Origin of the sequence: Fusobacterium varium (genome assembly GCA_021531615.1) — a bacterium.
GTDB lineage: Bacteria > Fusobacteriota > Fusobacteriia > Fusobacteriales > Fusobacteriaceae > Fusobacterium_A > Fusobacterium_A varium_C.
In genome coordinates this window covers 1-19,033 of the sequence record JADYUE010000016.1, presented here as the reverse complement: position 1 = coordinate 19,033, position 19,033 = coordinate 1, and the positions used below count along the sequence as shown (strand labels likewise).

At 29.3% G+C, this 19,033-nt stretch carries 17 protein-coding genes; 16 read left to right on the top strand and 1 reads right to left on the bottom strand.

What is annotated here, in order from left to right; all coding sequences use genetic code 11:
- Positions 1 to 103: 103 nt before the first annotated feature.
- Positions 104 to 1,192, top strand: a complete 1,089-nt coding sequence (locus tag I6E31_06850) for an antitoxin (protein ID MCF2639693.1) — start codon at positions 104 to 106, stop codon at positions 1,190 to 1,192.
- Positions 1,193 to 1,255: 63 nt separating this feature from the next.
- Here I6E31_06850 and I6E31_06845 read toward each other — a convergent pair whose 3' ends face one another.
- Complete coding sequence (locus tag I6E31_06845) at positions 1,256 to 2,200, bottom strand: LysR family transcriptional regulator (protein ID MCF2639692.1); 945 nt, start codon at positions 2,198 to 2,200, stop codon at positions 1,256 to 1,258.
- 144 nt (positions 2,201 to 2,344) lie between these two features.
- Between I6E31_06845 and I6E31_06840 the strand changes: the two genes are divergently transcribed.
- The 15 genes from I6E31_06840 to I6E31_06770 all read left to right on the top strand — a co-directional run bounded on the left by I6E31_06840 (position 2,345) and on the right by I6E31_06770 (position 18,804).
- Positions 2,345 to 3,427 (top strand): NAD/NADP octopine/nopaline dehydrogenase family protein, encoded by a 1,083-nt coding sequence (locus I6E31_06840; protein MCF2639691.1) that lies wholly within the window; start codon positions 2,345 to 2,347, stop codon positions 3,425 to 3,427.
- A gap of 26 nt (positions 3,428 to 3,453) precedes the next feature.
- Positions 3,454 to 3,984 (top strand): flavin reductase, encoded by a 531-nt coding sequence (locus tag I6E31_06835; GenBank protein MCF2639690.1) that lies wholly within the window; start codon positions 3,454 to 3,456, stop codon positions 3,982 to 3,984.
- 162 nt (positions 3,985 to 4,146) lie between these two features.
- A complete protein-coding gene (locus tag I6E31_06830) occupies positions 4,147 to 4,731 on the top strand; it encodes a dephospho-CoA kinase (GenBank protein ID MCF2639689.1) in 585 nt (194 codons plus the stop codon).
- A 14-nt stretch (positions 4,732 to 4,745) separates the two neighbouring features.
- On the top strand, positions 4,746 to 6,908 hold the full coding sequence (locus I6E31_06825; GenBank protein ID MCF2639688.1) for a U32 family peptidase: 2,163 nt from the start codon (positions 4,746 to 4,748) through the stop codon (positions 6,906 to 6,908).
- 2 nt (positions 6,909 to 6,910) lie between these two features.
- The gene (locus tag I6E31_06820; protein ID MCF2639687.1) at positions 6,911 to 7,414 is read left to right on the top strand and encodes a phosphatidylglycerophosphatase A; all 504 of its coding nucleotides are present in this window, start codon (positions 6,911 to 6,913) and stop codon (positions 7,412 to 7,414) included.
- Positions 7,415 to 7,426: 12 nt separating this feature from the next.
- On the top strand, positions 7,427 to 8,641 hold the full coding sequence (locus tag I6E31_06815; GenBank protein MCF2639686.1) for a CinA family nicotinamide mononucleotide deamidase-related protein: 1,215 nt from the start codon (positions 7,427 to 7,429) through the stop codon (positions 8,639 to 8,641).
- Entirely contained in the window at positions 8,634 to 9,185 is a 552-nt protein-coding gene (locus I6E31_06810; GenBank protein MCF2639685.1) for a cupin domain-containing protein, read from the top strand. Before I6E31_06815 ends, I6E31_06810 begins: the two co-directional genes overlap by 8 nt.
- Before the next feature lie 41 nt (positions 9,186 to 9,226).
- Complete coding sequence (locus I6E31_06805; GenBank protein ID MCF2639684.1) at positions 9,227 to 11,737, top strand: DegV family protein; 2,511 nt, start codon at positions 9,227 to 9,229, stop codon at positions 11,735 to 11,737.
- Positions 11,738 to 12,119: 382 nt separating this feature from the next.
- Positions 12,120 to 13,397, top strand: a complete 1,278-nt coding sequence (locus tag I6E31_06800; protein MCF2639683.1) for an ArsB/NhaD family transporter — start codon at positions 12,120 to 12,122, stop codon at positions 13,395 to 13,397.
- 17 nt (positions 13,398 to 13,414) lie between these two features.
- Entirely contained in the window at positions 13,415 to 14,344 is a 930-nt protein-coding gene (locus tag I6E31_06795) for a PTS sugar transporter subunit IIA (GenBank protein ID MCF2639682.1), read from the top strand.
- 52 nt (positions 14,345 to 14,396) lie between these two features.
- The gene (locus I6E31_06790) at positions 14,397 to 15,677 is read left to right on the top strand and encodes an ArsB/NhaD family transporter (GenBank protein MCF2639681.1); all 1,281 of its coding nucleotides are present in this window, start codon (positions 14,397 to 14,399) and stop codon (positions 15,675 to 15,677) included.
- An 11-nt stretch (positions 15,678 to 15,688) separates the two neighbouring features.
- Positions 15,689 to 16,396 carry a biotin--[acetyl-CoA-carboxylase] ligase gene (locus tag I6E31_06785; protein MCF2639680.1) on the top strand — a complete coding sequence of 236 codons (708 nt, stop codon included), beginning with the start codon at positions 15,689 to 15,691 and terminating at the stop codon, positions 16,394 to 16,396.
- A 1-nt stretch (position 16,397) separates the two neighbouring features.
- On the top strand, positions 16,398 to 17,312 hold the full coding sequence (locus tag I6E31_06780; GenBank protein MCF2639679.1) for a two pore domain potassium channel family protein: 915 nt from the start codon (positions 16,398 to 16,400) through the stop codon (positions 17,310 to 17,312).
- Positions 17,312 to 18,358, top strand: coding sequence for a tRNA 2-thiouridine(34) synthase MnmA (gene mnmA / locus I6E31_06775; protein MCF2639678.1), 1,047 nt, complete (start codon positions 17,312 to 17,314; stop codon positions 18,356 to 18,358). The genes I6E31_06780 and mnmA overlap by 1 nt, the downstream gene beginning before the upstream one ends.
- Before the next feature lie 62 nt (positions 18,359 to 18,420).
- A complete protein-coding gene (locus I6E31_06770) occupies positions 18,421 to 18,804 on the top strand; it encodes a PTS transporter subunit EIIB (GenBank protein ID MCF2639677.1) in 384 nt (127 codons plus the stop codon).
- Positions 18,805 to 19,033: the final 229 nt, after the last annotated feature.

Sequence of the window (19,033 nt, the reverse complement as noted above, 5' to 3'; positions counted from 1 at the left end):
TATGAATTAAAAAAACTTTTTGTTGAAATGTTAAATTTATGTTGACAAAATGTTAAATTGAGGGTAATTATTATAGTAGATAAAAAATTAAGGGGGAAGTCTGATGGATAATATTATCATGACCGTAGGAACAAGTTTAGTAGAAAATTATATTGCTAATAATCCTAAAAAAGAAAATATCACAAAAGAAGATATCTTAAGATATTATGAAGAGGAAAAAATCGAGGATTTTAGAGATAGAAGATATGGAGCAGAGGTAATCGCTCTTGAGAATCTTTTAGAAAAAGGAATTTTCTCTGGTGACAGAATATTTCTTGTAATACACAACACTGTAAATGGAAAATTAGCAGGAGATGTACTTGAAGAGTTTATTCTTGCAAAGAAAATAGCTAAGAGAGTTGAAAAAAGAATAATTTTTGGACTAGATAAAAGAAATCACGAGGTATTTAGAACAGAAGGATTAACTAATCTAACTGAAGAAATTAGAAATATAGTTAATAAAATTGGAAATAAATACAATGTAGCTGTTTGCACAGTTGGTGGATATAAAGCTGAAATATTTATGGTAGGATTAATGGCTCAATTACTTCATATTAAATCATACTTTATGTTTGATGAATTTACTGAAGTAACAGAAATTTCTCCTCTTCCAATAAAAGCAGATCAAAATATCTATCTTGAAAATAAAGAGTTCTTTAGATTGTTAGATAGAGTTGGAAAAGTAAAACTTTCTGAAGTTAAAGCTGAACTTGATTCAAAAATTGACTTAAATAACTTTATTGAATTTGTAGAGGAAAATGGAGAAACTTATGTAAGATTCTCTTCAATGGGAGAATATTATGTAAGAAGAATGAGAGAAACTAGCTATCTACCACCAGCAAGCATGATCAGTCATGCTCCAGCAGGAAAAATTATGGAAGGAAGTGTACAAGTAGAAGAGTTAGAAGGAATTGTAAACTCTTTATCAACATGTTCATATGTAGAAAAATTAAAAGTTGTATACTATAATCCAGATAGAAAAGTAGCCTTCTCAAAATTTGCTTTAGCTCAAAACTACCATGAACAAATGATAATTACATTAGAGTATAAATGTAAAAAAGGTGTAGCAAGAGTAGATGTTTACACAGTAGGTGGAACTGAAAAAGAGATGGATTCATTAGTAGCTTACTTTAATGAAAACTTCTTAGATTAATTTTATAATGTAAGATAAAAGGGAGTACTGTTTAGCAGTATTCCCTTTTTAAATAGTAACTATTTAGATTAAAAAACCGTCATCTATAACAGAGATATTTTTTATAGATTCCTTTAAAGAGGAGATAAAATTTTTAATATAGATGCTTTGTTCTCTCTCTAAAGAGTATACAAGGATATCTTTTGTTATAATTTTTAAATCAGCACACTCTCTTTGAACTAACTTATTTCTTTTTAGTATATTTTCAGGAAGTATAGGTACCCACATAAATGCCTCTTTTACATTTACCAAAAGATTTACATGGCTCCCCCTATCATAGACACTTATACTTTGAGGAGAGGGTTGGTAAGAGGTTGAAAGGTTGCTGCTTTTATCAACAGGAACTTTCATATCACCTTGGACAATTTCTATATATTTTTTTAACATTTCAGATTTTATCTCTTTTTCAGATATAAGAGAATGATTTTCAGAGAAAGTTAAAAATAGTTTAGATTCCCATAGAGGCTCAAAAATAAGATTTTTACTTTTTAAAAGTGATACAAAGTAATTTTCGTGAATATTTTGATAACGAATAATTCCTATTTCAGCATTTCCATTTGCCACTTCATTGATAACATTTAAAGAGTTAGTCTCATTAAAATTAACTGTCATCCCTTTTTTATTTTTTAAATTATTTATAAAATTTGAGATAGCTATTGTAATATAAGTAGCTCTACATGCAGCAATACTGAAATGTATAGGCAGATTATTAGTATTAGGTTTATACAAAGATTTTAACTCATTAACTTGAGAAATTATTTTTTTAGCATGAAAAAGAAACTTCTCCCCCTCTTTAGTAGCAAATACTCCTTTTTTACTTCTGTAAAAAATAGAGATTCCCAGTTCCTTTTCTAGCTCTTTTATAGCAGCACTTAGATTTGGTTGTCCCATATAAAGATTTTTCGCTGCTTTATTTATAGAGCCAGTTTTATCCACCTCAACAACATATTTTAAATATTGAATATTCATCCTTATCTTTCTCCCCTTATATCTATAATCATATAATATGATATATAGATTATAGATTATACAAAATATTTTTTCAATGCTAAAATATAAAAAGCTAAAAAAACAGTAGGAATATTGAACATTTTATACTAAGGAGTGATTTTAATGGCTGAATTAGTAGCGGTTTTAGGTGGAGGAAATGGAGCACATGCAGCAGCAGCAGATTTTGCAAGAAGAGGTTTTGAAGTACGTATGTTTGAAGATGCAAAATTTGCAGGGAAGATGCAAAAAGTTTTTGAAACAAAACAAATAGTTCAACATGGAGCTTTAGGAGAAGGAATAGGAAATCTTGCAATGGTTACAACAGATATTGTTGAAGCTATAAAAGGTGTAAAATATATAGTTATTGCAGTTCCAGCATTTGGACATAGTTATTATGCAGATCTTCTTATAGATCATTTAGAAGATGGGCAAATAGTTTTAATTCTTGCAGGAACATTTGGTTCACTTATTTTCTGGAACAAGATGAAACAAAAAGGTATAAAAAAAGATGTAGCATTTGCTGAATCATATACACTACCATATGATACAAGACTTATGGGACCAGGAGAATCAATGGTAATGGGAGTACACTCTCCTTTAAAAACAGGAGTTATGCCAGCTAAGAAAACAGCTGAAGTTATAGAAGAACTTAAAAAATTCTATCCTGTATCTGCAAGTGAAAGTGTAATAGAAAGTGGATTATTTACTCTAAATCCTGTTGTTCATGTGCCAGGATGTATAATGAATGCTGGAAGAATAGAGCTTATGAAAGGTGAGTTTTGGTTCTATAAAGAAGGAATTACTCCTTGTGTAGGAACAGTAACAGAAGCTCTTGATGAAGAAAGAATGAATATTATGAAAAAACTTGGATATAAAGCTATTTCTGTAGTAGATGCTCTTGGATCTTCAGGAAGTGTAAAAACAAATATCTATGAAGCTATTACAAAAAATGAGCAATTTGGAAAAATCAAAGGACCTGATGGTTTAAAAAATAGATACTTTACAGAAGATATTCCATTTGGTTTAGTAGGTTGGAGCGTAATTGCTAAATTAACTGGAGTTGAAACTCCTATAATGGATGCTCTTATCACTATAGGAAGCATAGCTATGGGGCAAGATTGCCGTAAAACAGGAAGAACTGTGGAAGAATTAGGACTTTCAGGAATGAATATTGAGCAATTAAAAACTTATTTATATGAAGGATAAAATTAGAAATATGGAGGAAAGTAATTATGGCATTTCATGAAATTAAACCTGCTGAGTTAAAAGAAAATACTTTTAATCTTTTTGCAAAAGATTGGTTTTTAATGACAGCAGAAAAAGAAGGAAAAGTAAACACAATGACTGTTGGTTGGGGTGGATTTGGAGTAATGTGGAAAAAGGATGTTGTTTTTGTAGCAGTACGTCCTGAAAGATACACTTATGAATTTTTAGAGGCAGCAGATACATTCTCATTAACAGTTTTTGATCCATCTTTCAAGAAAAAACTTGCATATTGTGGAGTAGTTTCAGGAAGAGATGAAGATAAAATAGCAAAATGTGAATTTACAGTAGCACATGATGGAGAGACTCCTTACTTTGAAGAAGCAAGAATGAGTTTTACTTGTAGAAAACTTTGTACTACTCCTCTTAGACCTGAAGATTTTATGGATTCTGAATTTGCAGGAAAATGGTATGGTGGAGAAAATAATGCAAATGGAGAGGGTGGAGGATATCACCTTATCTATATAGCAGAAATAGAAAAAATTCTTGTAAAAGATTAAAATTAAAAAAGCATATAAAAAGAGAGAACTGAATGAATTTTCAGTTCTTTTTTTGTTTGAATAAACTTTACAGAAAGTAAAATTTCAGTTAAAATATTAGTGAGGAAAATCTTATAGATAACATAAATAGTTACATATATACTTAAAAAGAGGGTGGAAAAAATGATAGTAGGTCTTACTGGTGGAATTGCTAGTGGAAAATCAACTGTAAGCAATTATTTTAGAGAGTTTGGAGCAGAGGTATTAGATGCTGATGTAGTAGCAAAAGAGTTAAGTGAAAAAGAGGAAAATGTAGCTAAAATAATTGAGATATTTGGAAATGAAATTTTAGATGAAAATGGAAATATCTCAAGAAAAAAAATGAGAGAGAGAGCATTTTTAGAAAAGGATAAATTAAAACAATTAAATGAACTTCTTCATCCACAAGTTATAGAGGTATTTAAAAATAAAAAAGAAAATACTAAAGAAGATGAGATTGTAATATTTGATATTCCTCTATTGTTTGAGGCTGGAATGGAAAACCTATGTGATACAGTAATAGTGGTTTATATAAGTAAAAGAGTGCAGCTAGAAAGAATGATGAAAAGAGATAGACATGGAATAGATTTAGCTGAGAGAATTATTGAATCACAGATGAGTATGAGTGACAAAATAGATAAAGCAGATATTATTATAAATAATAATTGCACTTTGGAAGATTTAAAAAATAATGTAAATGTGGTATACTATAATCTACAAAAAAAATAAATGAGAGGTAGAAGATGAAAATAGTAGCTCCAGCAGGAAATATGGAGAGATTTTATGCTGCTGTAAAAGCAGGGGCACAAGAGATCTATATGGGATTAAAGGGATTTGGTGCTAGAAGAAATGCAGAGAATTTCACTTTAGATGAATATAAAGAAGCTTTAGATTATGCACATAAAAGAGGAGTGAGAATATTTCTTACTTTGAATACTATTATGATGGAAAAAGAGATGGAGTTTCTCTATGAAAATGTAAAGGTATTGTATGAACATGGGCTTGATGCAATTATTGTTCAAGATTTAGGATATTTTAGATATCTGAAAGAGAATTTTCCAGAGATTGAGTTTCACGGTAGTACTCAAATGACAGTAGGGAATCATGTAGAAGCTGAATATCTTAGAAAATTAGGATTTAAAAGAGTTGTACTTCCTAGAGAGATGACTTTTGAAGAGATAAAAAAGATAAGAGAGAATACAAGCATAGAGCTTGAAATCTTTGTATCTGGTGCATTGTGTATCTGTTATTCTGGAAACTGCTATATGAGTAGTTTTATAGGAAGTAGAAGTGGAAATAGAGGAATGTGTGCTCAACCATGTAGAAAAGAGTATACAGATAGTACAGGAAAGAAAGGGTATCTATTAAGTCCAAAAGATCAACTTTATGGATATGATGAGATACAAAAATTAAAATCTATTGGAATAGAAAGCATAAAAGTAGAAGGAAGAATGAAAGATCCTAATTATGTTTTTGAAACAGTAGGATATTATAAAAATCTTATAGATGGAGAAAAAGTTCAAGAAAATGTGTCTGAAATATTTAATAGAGGGTATAGCAAAGGATATTTTAATGGTGCAGATAATAGAATTATAAATAAAAATTACTCATATAATCTTGGAAAAGAGATAGGAATAGTTTTTGGTAAAGAGTTAAAATTAAAAGATAGAGTTGTTCTTGGTGATGGAATAATATATCTATCTAAAGATTTTGAAAAGCTTGGTGGAGGATATCTTAATAAAATTGAGATAAAGAACTCAAGAGATAAGAGAAAATCTGCTGAAGTGGGAGAAGCTATAATTTTAAAAGACGTGCCAAGAGGAAGTAAATATGTATTCAAAAGTTTTGCTAAAGAGATCAATGATAATATAGAGTTAAAATTAAAGAAACAAGATCAAAAATTTGGAATAAAAGCTAAATTCTTTGCTGAACTTGGAAAAAATCCATATATAGTTTTAGAAGCTTTAAATAACAATGGTAAAAAAATTATTGTTGAAAAAGTAGGAGATACTGTTATAGAAAAAGCTAGTAAGAAAGCTGTTACATCTCAAGATATTAAAGATAAACTTATGGAAACAGGAGATAGTACATTTGTTTTAAATGAAGTAGAAACATATATTTCAGATGGGATTTTTCTTCCTGTATCTGTAATTAAATCTTTAAGAAGAGATGCCCTTGTTGAATTGGAAGAAAAGCTAGTTGAAAGTTATAGAAGAAAAGCAGGTGTAAGATATCAACTTCCTAAATTGTCAGAGGAGAAGAGGGATGTAGTTATATCTGCAATAGTTTCAACTGCTTCTCAAAGAAAAGTTGTAGAGGAGTTTGGAATAGAAAAAATCTATAATAGAGGATTTGATATAGCTAGAGAGGGAGCTTTAAATGAGCAAGATTTAAATAGTAATTTAGCCTCAAATTTATATCAAGTTTTAGAAAATAAAAGTGATAAGATTATAGTTAACTGGAACTTGAATATCTCTAATAGATATACAGTAGAGGAACTTGGAAAAATAAAAGGTGTTGAAACTGTTATTCTATCTCCAGAGTTAAGTTTTGAAAGAATAAAAGAGATAGGGGGAACATCTCTTAAAAAAGCTATCTTAGGATACTCAAGATTAAAGGGAATGTATATTGAAATTGATATTCTTGGAAAAAATAGAGAAAAGATAACTAATGTTGAGGGAGATAGTTTTACAGTGGTACAAAATAGAATTGGAAACAGTGAGATTTTCTTCGAAAAACCTCTTAATATCTTAAACGATATGAAAAAGCTGCCAGATCTATTTATAGATGAGGTTGTACTTGAATTTACCATTGAAACTCCTGATGAAGTTAGAGAGATATTACAAGGAATGAGAGACAGAAATGGAGTATACCGTGCTTACAACTATGAAAGGGGGGTATATTAAAATTGGACAAAAATAAAAAGATTATAAGAGATTTAGGAACTTGGTTTGGATTGGGAGATCTTCCAAAAGCACCGGGAACTTTTGGGACTTTAGGAGGAATACCAGTTTTCATATTGCTATCATATATTAGAAGATTTTTCCCTAATAATATGGTATATAATTCATTTTATTTTATGTTTTTAATCACATTTTTTGCTGTTGCAGTATATGTTTGTGATATTTGTGAAAGAGATATATTTAAGAAAAAAGATCCTCAAAATGTTGTAATAGATGAGGTTCTAGGATACTTAACTACGCTATTTTTAATAAATCCTGTTGGAGCATCTAAAAATATGATAGCTATGGCACTTGCCTTTGTAATATTTAGATTTTTTGATATTACAAAGCTTGGACCAATAGATAAATCACAAAATTTTCCACATGGAGTGGGGGTAGTTTTAGATGATTTCTTAGCAGGAATAATAGGAAATTTTTTATTAGTATGTATTTGGACTATATTTTTTTAGGGGGCATTTCAAATGAAAGCAGCTTTAATTCTTGTAGGAACAGAACTTCTTAATGGAGGAATGTTAGACACAAATAGTTTATACATTGCAGAAGAGTTAAATCAATATGGGATAGAGATTGAATTTAAAATAACTGTAAGAGATTTTATGGATGAGATCTTAAAAGCCATAGATTATGCTAAAAAAAATGTTGATCTAGTAATAATGTCTGGAGGATTAGGACCAACAATAGATGATATAACAAAGGAAGCTATAGGAAAATATCTGAATAAACCACTTATAGTAGAAGATGATGAGTTAGCAGAATTAAAAGAAAAATTTAAAAAAGCTAATATCAATTTTATAAAAATAAATGTAAAAGAGGTAGAGAAACCTCAAGGGGCAGTTAGTTTTAAAAATGATGTAGGAATGGCTCCAGCTATCTATATAGATGGAATAGCAGCATTTCCTGGAGTGCCAAGAGAGTTATATAATATGTTTCCTAAATTTATCTCTTGGTATAGTAAAGAAAAAAAACTTTTAAAAGATGGAATATATATAAAAGATGTTCTAACTTTTGGAATGGCAGAATCCCTATTAGACGAGTCTATACGTGAGTTTTTTACAGAAGATGGAATATACTATGAGTTTCTTGTAAAAAATTATGGTATCTTAATAAGGCTACAAAGCACAGAAAGTAATAAAAATAAAGTAGAAAAAATAGTAGAAAAGATATATAATAAAATAGGCGTGTACATTTTTGGAGAAGATGAAGATAGGTTGGAGAAAAAAGTAGTTCAAATGGTAACAGATCTTGGAATGAATATTTCAACTGCTGAATCTTGTACAGGTGGAATGATTGCTAGCCGTCTAGTAGATGTTCCAGGAGTATCATCTGTTTTAAAAGAGGGAGTAGTTACTTATAGTAATGAAGCTAAGATAAAGAGATTAGGTGTAAAAAAAGAAACATTAGAAAAATATGGTGCAGTAAGTGAGGAAACTGCAAGAGAGATGGTACTAGGACTAGATTCGGATATAGCTATTGCTACAACAGGAATAGCTGGACCAGATGGTGGAACTCAAGAGAAGCCAGTAGGACTTGTGTACATAGGTATAAGAGTAAAAGATAAAGTTTATGTAGAGAGAAAAATATTTAATGGATCAAGGAATAAAGTTAGAGAAAGGGCAATGTTGCAAAGTCTTTTTAGCCTAATAAAAATATTAAAAAAAGGAGAGAGTAATGAGTAGTATAGGAGAAAGAATAAAAAAAAGTAGAAATGATAAGGGACTATCTTTGAGAGAATTGGCTTCAAGAGTGGATCTTTCTGCCAGTTTTTTATCTCAAATAGAACAAGGAAAGGCTTCTCCTTCTATTGAAAATTTAAAGAAAATTGCAACATCACTAGATGTAAAAGTTAGCTACCTTATAGAAGATGAAGAGGAAACTAAAAACATGGAGGTAGTTAAAAGAAATGAGAGAAAATATATAGAAAGTGTTGATTCAAATACAAAGATGGCACTATTAACTACTTCAAATATTGATAAAACAATGGAGCCAATCTTATATGAAATTGGACCAAATGGTGAAAGTGGCAGAAGTTTTTATACACATAATGGAGAGGAGTTTATTTTTATACTTGAAGGTAGCCTAGATGTGTATATTGATGAAGTTGTACATAGCCTAAATGAGGGAGATAGCCTATATTTTAAATCAAGTCAAAAGCATAGATTTAAAAATAGCACTGATAAATTGACAAGAGCAATATGGGTTGTAAATCCTCCAACATTTTAATAAAAAAATAAAATAAGAGATTATTTGGAGGTAAAAAATATATGAAAATAGAGGTAAAAGTACTTAACTCTATAAGATTAACAAAGTTATTAATTGCAGCAAGTAGATGGCTTTCAAAATATGCAGACGTTTTAAATGATTTGAATGTATATCCTGTTCCAGATGGAGATACAGGAACAAATATGTCTATGACTCTTCAATCAGTTGAAAATGAGTTAATTAAGATGAATCACGAGCCTACAATGAATGAACTTGTAGAGATAGTATCAGAGGCTATTTTACTTGGAGCAAGAGGAAACTCTGGAACTATTCTTTCTCAAATAATTCAAGGATTTTTAAATGGAGTAAGAGATAAAGAGGAGATCACAGTTGATGATACTATAAAAGCTTTTGTTATGGCAAAGGAAAAGGCATATCAAGCTGTGTCAGAGCCAGTAGAAGGGACAATGCTTACAGTTATTAGAAGAGTAGCTGAAGAGGCTGTAGCATATCAAGGCGATAGAGATGACTTTATTATGTTCCTTGTACATCTAAAAAATGTAGCTTATGAAGCTGTAGAAAATACTCCAAATCAACTACCAAAGCTTAAAGAAGCTGGAGTAGTTGATGCTGGTGGAAAAGGAATATTCTATGTTCTAGAAGGATTTGAAAAATCTGTTACAGATCCAGAGATGTTAAAGGATTTGGAAAGAATAGTAAGATCTAGAGCAAATAGAAAAGAGAGATTAGAAGTAACTCATGAGATGGAAGATATTAAATTTAAATATTGTACAGAGTTTATAATTGAGTCTGGTTCTTTTGATCTAAATGAGTATAAAGCTAAAATTATGTCATTAGGAGATTCGATGGTGTGTGCTCAAACTTCTAAAAAGACAAAGACACATATACATACAAATCATCCAGGACAAGTTCTTGAAATAGCTGGAGCTTTAGGAAATCTAAATAATATAAAAATAGAAAATATGGAGATTCAGCATAAAAATCTTCTTTTAACTGAAGAGGAAAATTATCAACTACAATCAACAGAGAAGATTTTCTTAAGAAATGAAAATGCGTCACCAGTTGCCTATTTTGCAATAGTTGATAACAAAGAATTAGGAACACTATTCTTAGACACTGGTGCAACAGGGGTATTGATTGGTGGACAAACTCAAAATCCAAGTGTTGCAGATATTGAAGAGGGTATTAAGAAAATAGAAGCTGAAAAAATAATTATTTTACCTAATAACAAGAATATTATTTCAGCAGCTAAAATTGCAGCAGAAAGATCTAATAAAGAGGTTATAGTATTAGAAACTAAGAGTATGCTAGAGGGGCATTTCATAGTTAAAAATAGATTTGAAAATATTGAATCTGTGCTTAAACAAGCTGCTCAAAATAGATCTATTGAGATTACAAAAGCTGTTAGAAATACAAAAGTAGATGATATTCAAATTGAAGTAGGAGATTACATAGCTTTAGTTAATGGAAAAATAGGACATAAATCTAAAGATATGGGAGAGTTAATCTCTAATATTTATAATACATATATAAATGATGATACACTTCATGTGTTTAGTGTTCTTGGGGCAGAATCTAATGATGCAACAAATAAGATTGTTAGAGATGTAAAAGGAATTAGATACAATGAGTTTTTAGCAGGGCAAGAAAACTATCCATATTATATCTATATTGAGCAAAGAGATCCTGATCTGCCAGAGATTGCTATTGTAACAGATTCTACATCTGATTTAACAAAAGAGTTTATTGGAGATTTAGGAATCAATATAATTCCATTGAAAATTAAGTTAAATGACAACTATTATAGAGATGGTGTAGATATAAGCAAGAGAGAATTTTGGAAGAGATTATTAACAGAGGGAGTAATACCAAAAACTTCTCAACCTTCTCCTGCTGAGTTTAAAGAGATGTATGAAAAATTATTTAATAAAGGATACAAAAAAATTATTTCTATTCATATTTCTAGTAGATTGAGTGGAACACAACAAGCTGCAAGAGTGGCTAAAGGTATGCTTTCAAGAGGTGAAGATATAGCTATAGTAGACTCTAAAGCTGTAACTTTTGCTTTGGGACATCAAGTATTAGAAGCTGCTAAAATGGTAAAATCAGGTGTAAGCTATGATGGAATTTTAGAGAGATTATATGAGATGCAAGAAAAAATGAAAGTATATTTTGTTGTAAATGACTTGACTTTTTTAGAAAAAGGTGGAAGAATAGGAAGAGCATCATCAATAATTGGTGGATTGCTAAAGGTAAAATCTGTATTAAAACTTGAAAATGGAGAGGTTACTGTGGAAACTAAAACTTTTGGAGAAAGAGGAGCCTTTTCATATATGGAGAAACTTATCAAAGGTGAAAGTAAGAAAAATAGCGTAATTTTATATACTGCATGGGGAGGAACTAATAAGGAACTTGCAAATGCAGATGGTATAAAAAATACAGGTGAAAGTTCTAAGAAAGTGGAATATAGAGGAAGATTTGAAATTGGAGCAACAATAGGGGCACATACAGGACCAGTATTTGGTTTTGGAATGATTTCAAAAATATTTTAAAAAATAAAAAAATTTAAAGGGATAATAAAATTTATTTAGTATAAGTTAAAAGTTCCATAAAGGAGCTAACTTTTTAAGGTGTCTATTATATTTTAGTAGAAGTATAATAGAATTTAAAATTATTTAGATATTTTATATAATATTTTTTAATTAAAGATTGAGAACTATAGGGTAAGTAATGTATAATTGTTACTTACTCTATAGAGCTCTATTTTGTAAAATTAATATTATATAAGGCAAAAAGTTATAAATAAAGGGGCACTTTATGCTGTACCTTTAGTTCTCTTGGTGTGGGCATCTCTAAATAGAGGGGGTATCTTCATCAGGAGAACTAAGTATTTTTACTTAGACTCCGAAAATTTTTTTAAGGGGGAGGCATAAAGTGGAGAATTTTAAACTTTTTGCGGGGATTTTTATTTTCTGTGTATCTTTTTATTTTATTCTTTTTGGGAAGCAACCAAAATCTTTAACTGCTATAATAGGTGGTAGTTTAATGGTATTGACTGGAATCTTAGACCAAGAGGAAGCATTACATGCAGTAGGGAAAAACTTAGAGATTTTTCTATTGTTAATGGGGCTTATGATGGTAGTTGAGATAATGTCTGAAACTGGGATTTTCCAATGGGCAGCAATAACAGTTGCTCAAAAAGCAAAGGGAGATCCAATAAAGGTTTTGATTATGCTTTCAATAGTAACAGCTATATGCTCAGCATTTTTAGATAATGTTACTACTATATTATTGATAGTTCCTATGACAGCACTGTTAGCTAGAAAACTAGAACTAGATCCATTTCCATTTATTATAGTGCAAATTTTTGCTTGTAATATTGGAGGAACAGCTACAATGATAGGGGATCCACCAAACCTTATTATTGCAAGTATGGGAAAACTAGATTTTAACCATTTTATATTTAACTTAACTCCATTAGTAGTTGTTAATATGGTAGTATTAATAATTACTGCAAAACTATTATTTAAGAAAAAAATGGTTGTATCAAGAGAGTTAAGAGCAAGTATAATGGATTTAGAGCCTAACAGAAGTATTAAAAACAAGACTCTTTTAATTCAATCTTGTTGTTTATTTGGATTGATTTTAATAGGATTCTTAACAAATATGGTAACAAATATAGGACTAGCAATAATATCTATAATGGGATCAGTGTTATTACTTTCTTTAAGTAAGAAAAGTCCAGAGGAGATTTATAAAAAGGTAGAGTGGGAAACTTTATTCTTCTTTGGAGGACTTTTTGTTCTTGTTGAGGGAGTAGATAAACTTGGAATTATATCTAAAATAGGAGAACTTTTAGTAGAATTTACAGATGGAGATTTAGAGCTAACAAGTTCTGTAGTAGTAGTACTATCAGCAATACTATCACCAATTTTAGGTTCTGTTCCTTATACACTTTCATTCTCTAAAATTATAGCAAGTATAGTTCCAGATTTTGTAGGAAATACAGATGTATTATGGTGGGCATTATCATTAGGAGCATGTTTAGGAGGAAATATGACAATGGTTGGAGCACCAGCAAATATAGTTGGAGTTTCAATAGCAGGAAAAGCTGATGTACATATAAGCTTTATGGATTTCTTTAAGTATGGAATATTGGTAGTGGCAGAATCAGTAATATTAAGTATAATTTATATTAATTTGAGATATTAAATTTAAAGGAGGAAAATATGAAATTTTCAAGTTATTTAGACCCACAATTTATATTTACAGACTTAAAGGGAACTACACCAGAAGAGATAATAAAAGAGATGGTAGGAAGAATAGCAGAAAAAGATAAAAAAGTTTCAGAATTTAAAGAGCAAATTATATCATCTGTTATTAAAAGAGAAAGAGAAATATCTACTGGAATGGGAAATGGAATAGCTATTCCTCATGCTAGAATGGAAAAATTTGATGATTTTATAGTTTCAATTGGAGTTTTAGAAAATCCAATTGAAGTTGAAATTGCAGCAACTAACAAATTAGACGAAGTAAAATTAGTATTTTTAATTGTTTCAGATGTATTGAAAAATAAAAATATTTTAAAAGTGATGAGTGCTGTTTCAAGAATAGCTACAAAACATAAAGATCTTTTAGCTAAAATAAAAGAGGAAAAAAGAGCAGCTAAAATAGTTAGTTACATTCAAGAATCAAATATTGAAATTGATCATAGAATAACTGCTGAAGACGTTTTAAGTCCAGATATTAGACCAGCTCTTTTAACTAATACTTTGGAAGAGATAGCAAAAAGACTTATACTTGAACAAACAAGTGGATTACCAGTTGTAGATGAAAATGGATATTTCTTAGGAGAGATAACAGAGAGAGAGCTAATTGATTATGGAATGCCAGATTATCTTTCTCTAATGGGAGATTTAAACTTCCTTACAGTAGGAGAACCATTTGAAGAATATTTAGTAAATGAATCTACTACTACAATAGAAAAACTATATAGAAAAGATGAGGATATAAAGATAGACAGAAAAACACCGATTATGGAAATCTGCTTTATCATGGTAAAAAAAGGAGTTACAAGACTATATGTTCTTGATGACGAAGGAAAATACTATGGTATGATAAAAAGATCAGATATAATCAAAAAAGTACTTCATATTTAAACTTTTTTAATCTTTGGGAAAGGATTTAGATTAAATAAGGAGGAAAAAAATTATGATATATATGGCAGTGGGAATAGCTATATTTTTTATCGTGTTTTATTTAATGATAACTGAAAAAGTACCTGGACCATGGGCAACAATGATAGGTGGACTTATAATGGCTCTTGTGGGAATTATTAATGAGGAAGATGCTTTAGAGGCGATTTCAGAGAGATTGGAAATTCTATTTCTTTTAATAGGAATGATGATAATAGTTCATTTAGTTTCAGAAACAGGGGTTTTCCAATGGTTTGCAATTAAGGTAGCACAGTTGGTAAGAGGAGAGCCCTTTAGATTGGTAGTTTTATTGGCAATAGTAACAGCACTATGCTCAGCATTTCTTGATAATGTAACTACTATTTTATTAATGGCACCAGTATCAATTTTGTTGGCAAAACAGTTAAGACTTGATCCTTTTCCATTTATAATAACAGAAGTAATGTCTGCAAATATAGGAGGACTAGCAACTTTAATAGGTGACCCTACACAACTTATTATAGGAGCTGAAGGAAACTTAGGATTTAATGAATTTTTGCTTAATACTGCTCCAGTAGCTGTATTATCAATGATTTTATTAATAACAAATGTATATCTTATCTATGGTAAAAATATGAAGGTATCTAATGAATTAAAAGCTAGAGTAATGGAATTAGATTCTTCAAGAAGTTTGAAAGATCCAGTATTATTAAAACAAGCAGCAGTAATATTTGCTTTAGTGTTAATTGGATTTATATTAAATAATTTTATAAATAAAGGTTTAGCAATTATATCTCTATCAGGTGCGATATTCCTTGTAGTTATAACTAAGAGAAAACCTAAAGAGATATTTGAAAATGTAGAATGGGAAACACTATTCTTCTTTATAGGTCTATTTATGATGATTAGAGGAATTGAAAACTTAAATATTATAAATATAGTTGGAGATAAACTTATTAAAATAACTTCAGGTAAATTTGACATGGCTGTTTTTGCAGTAACATGGTTATCTGCAGGATTTACTTCAATTATAGGAAATGTTGCTAACGCAGCAACAATTTCTAAAATTTTAGGTGTTATGATTCCTACATTTGAAAAGATAGGAGAGACAAAGGCTTTTTGGTGGGCACTATCTTTTGGATCATGCCTAGGAGGAAATATAACAATGCTAGGATCAGCTACTAACGTAGTTGCTGTAGGAGCTGCTGCAAAAGCTGGTTGTAAAATAGACTTTTTTAAATTCTTTAAATTTGGTGGGCTTATAGCTTTTCAAACTTTAATTTTAGCAAGTGTATATCTTTATGTAAGATATATGTAATGAGGTGACAAATGAGGATATTTAGATTTTCAGAGATTGACTCTACAAGTGATTTTTTAAAAAGAAAAGATGATAAAAGAGATTATGACTTAGCAATAGCTGAAACTCAAACTCATGGAAGAGGGAGAAGAGGCAATAACTGGGTATCACAAAAGGGAATGGCTCTTTTTAGTTTTCTATTAAAAGTAGAAGAAAACATCTCAATAGAAGAGTATTCTAAATTACCTCTAGTTACTGGAATAGCTGTTTTAAAAGGTTTGAAAAGAATTGAAAATTTAGATTTTAAATTTAAGTGGACAAATGATATATATCTTGAAGATAAAAAAATATGTGGAATTTTAGTTGAAAAAATCCAAGATTTTTTTGTTATAGGGATAGGAATTAATATAAATAATTCACTAGAGGGAGCAGTAGCAGATATTGCTACTGCTCTCACTATATCCACAGGAAAAAAATATATAGTTGAAGATGTTATTTTTACTGTATTAGATGAATTTAAAAAGCAGTATAAAAGATTTTTATGTGGAGAGTGGAATTTTATTTTAGAAGAGATAAACAACAAAAATTATCTTAAAAACAGAGAGATAACTTTAGTTGGTAATAATTGGGAAATTAAAGGAATAGCTGGAGATATAGCCAGTGATGGAAGATTGGAAATAGTGACAGAAAAAGAAAAAATGTTTGCTAATATTGGAGAGATACATATAAAGAGGGACTAAAATGAAATTAAAAAATCTAAAAGAGATGATATTTCGACTTTTAAGAAACGATTTAGATTTGGGATATTTAGTAGATATTATCCGAGATAATCTCAGTATAAGATTAAAATTAAAAATGATAATTTCAGAGTTAAAAAAAAGTGAAAACTATGATTTTATAGTGTTTTTAACTAAGATAACAGGAGTAATATCAGTGGTGTTGCCAATAGTTTTTCAACTTTTTAGTTTAAAAACAATAAATATATTTAAATTAAATTATCAAACTTTTAAGCAGATACCAATACTGTTTATAAGTATTTTTCCTATAATAGTAATAGCTAGAAAAAATTTGATTTTTAAAGATGGAGTTTTAAAAGCACTTTTACTTATAGTTTACTATATTATATTTATGCCAATAACCATAATTATTTTTGGTTTAGATATAGAGCGTATAGGTGGAGTGAGTTATGAAGAACTATATGTTTTAGTTTATATAGTAAATATATTTTTGCTTTTTACTAGCCATGTAGTTTTGATAAAATATTGTGTAACAGATATAATTTTAAATAGAAGAAAGGTAAAAAGTAGTGATATTGTAATTACTCTTTTAACATATATAACATTAGGAATAAGCTTTGGGGCACTATATTCAGTTATAAATATATGTTATGATGGTCAGGCATTTCATGGAATGGAAAATGTAAATACAACTTTGTATTTCTATTTTAAACATATTTATTTTAGTTTTGTTACTTTAACAACTTTAGGTTATGGAGATATTTATCCATTGACTTTTTGGGGAGAATTTTTTGTAATTATTGAATCTTTAACAGGAATATTTTTATTAAATTTTTCTTTAGGAATAACATTGAGTTCAGGAATATTAAATTCTCGTAAAAATGATTCTCAAGAGGATAAAAAGGAAATAGGAGATTGATGAGAGATAAAAAGAAAATTGTAATAGGAATGAGTGGGGGAGTAGACTCCTCAGTAGCTGCCTATCTTTTAAAAAGTGAAGGATATGAAGTTATCGGAGTTACCCTTGATCATAATGAGGAAAAAAGTTTAAAATTAGAGATAGCAGGAGCTAAAGAGATATGTAATTTTTTAGGAATAAAACATATTGTTGTAGATATTCAGGAGTTATTTAGAAAAGAGGTAATAGAAAACTTTTTAGATGGGTATTCTAATGGAATTACCCCCTCACCATGTGTAATATGTGATGAAAGGGTAAAATTGAAAACTCTTTTTAAAATAGCAGATGAGGAGAATGCTGAATATGTAGCCACAGGGCATTACTGTTCAGTTGAATATTTAGATGAGTTTGAAAGTTATCTTTTAAAGATCTCGATTAATAAGAGAAAAGATCAAAGTTATATGTTATATAGATTGGACAGAGATAAAATCGAAAGATTAAAGTTCCCACTATATAATTATGAGAAATCTGAGATTAGAGAGATAGCTAAAAATATAGGGCTAAAAGTTCATGATAAAGGGGACAGTCAGGGGATTTGCTTTGCTAAAAATGGATATATAGATTTCTTGAGAGAAAATCTTGGAGATAAGATAAAAAAAGGTAAATTTTTGAATAAAGATGGCAAAGTTTTAGGAGAACATCAAGGATATCAGCTTTATACAATAGGGCAAAGAAGAGGGTTAGGCTTAAAATTACCTAAACCACACTTTATTGTAAATATAAAAAAAGAGAGTAATGAGATAATTTTAGGAGATTATGAAGAGTTATATAAAAAAGAGGTTAAATTATTAGAGTTTAAATCTCCAGTTGAATTAGATAAATTAATAGGAAAAAAATTAATAGGAAGACCAAGATTTTCAAGTTTTGGTGATTTAGGAGAGATAAAAATCAAAGATAATGAGGTATTTTTTGAATTTGATGAAAGTACACCACAATTAGCACCTGGACAACATTTAGTTTTGTACTATAAAGATTTTGTTTTAGGTGGAGGAATTATCGAAACTTGACAAGTTTTATTAAAAGGGATATAGTATAATTAATATAAAAAAGTAAAATTTTGGAGGAGAATATGGAATCTGCCAAGGGGCTGTATATTGTAATAGGAATAATTATTTTAGTTGTTATTTTTGTAATTGTAAGAAAATATAGTTTAATTGCAAAATTAAAGAGAGTAAATTGTATAGACTTGGATAAAGTTGAAGATAAGAAACTTTTGGGAATAGGAAAACTTTATATAAAAGCTTTAGGTGGAGAAAAGAATATAGTTAGTGTAGATACTTGCTTGACTAGAATAAGAGTTGTTGTTAAAAATGGTAATCTAATTGATGAAAAGAGAATAGCAGTTTTAGGAGCTAAAAAAGTTATCAGATTAACAAATGAAAAGGTACATATAGTACTTGGATTAAAAGCTGAAAAATTAGAGAAAGCTATTAATGAAATTAGAGAAAAGTAAGTTTTAAAATATTGAAGATTTTTAGAGTTGTTGTAAATTGGTGAATCAATCAATTTCTTCAACTCTTTTTTTATTATCTTTAACTATAAACTATCTAATCAAAGCATGTGTTTTATATAAACGATTTAAACTTATATTTGACGTATAAAAAAATATTAATTTAGGCTCTTTGTCAAATAGTGTTGGTGGAAAAAACAAATAAATTTTCAAGTAACTCCAGTGATTTTCG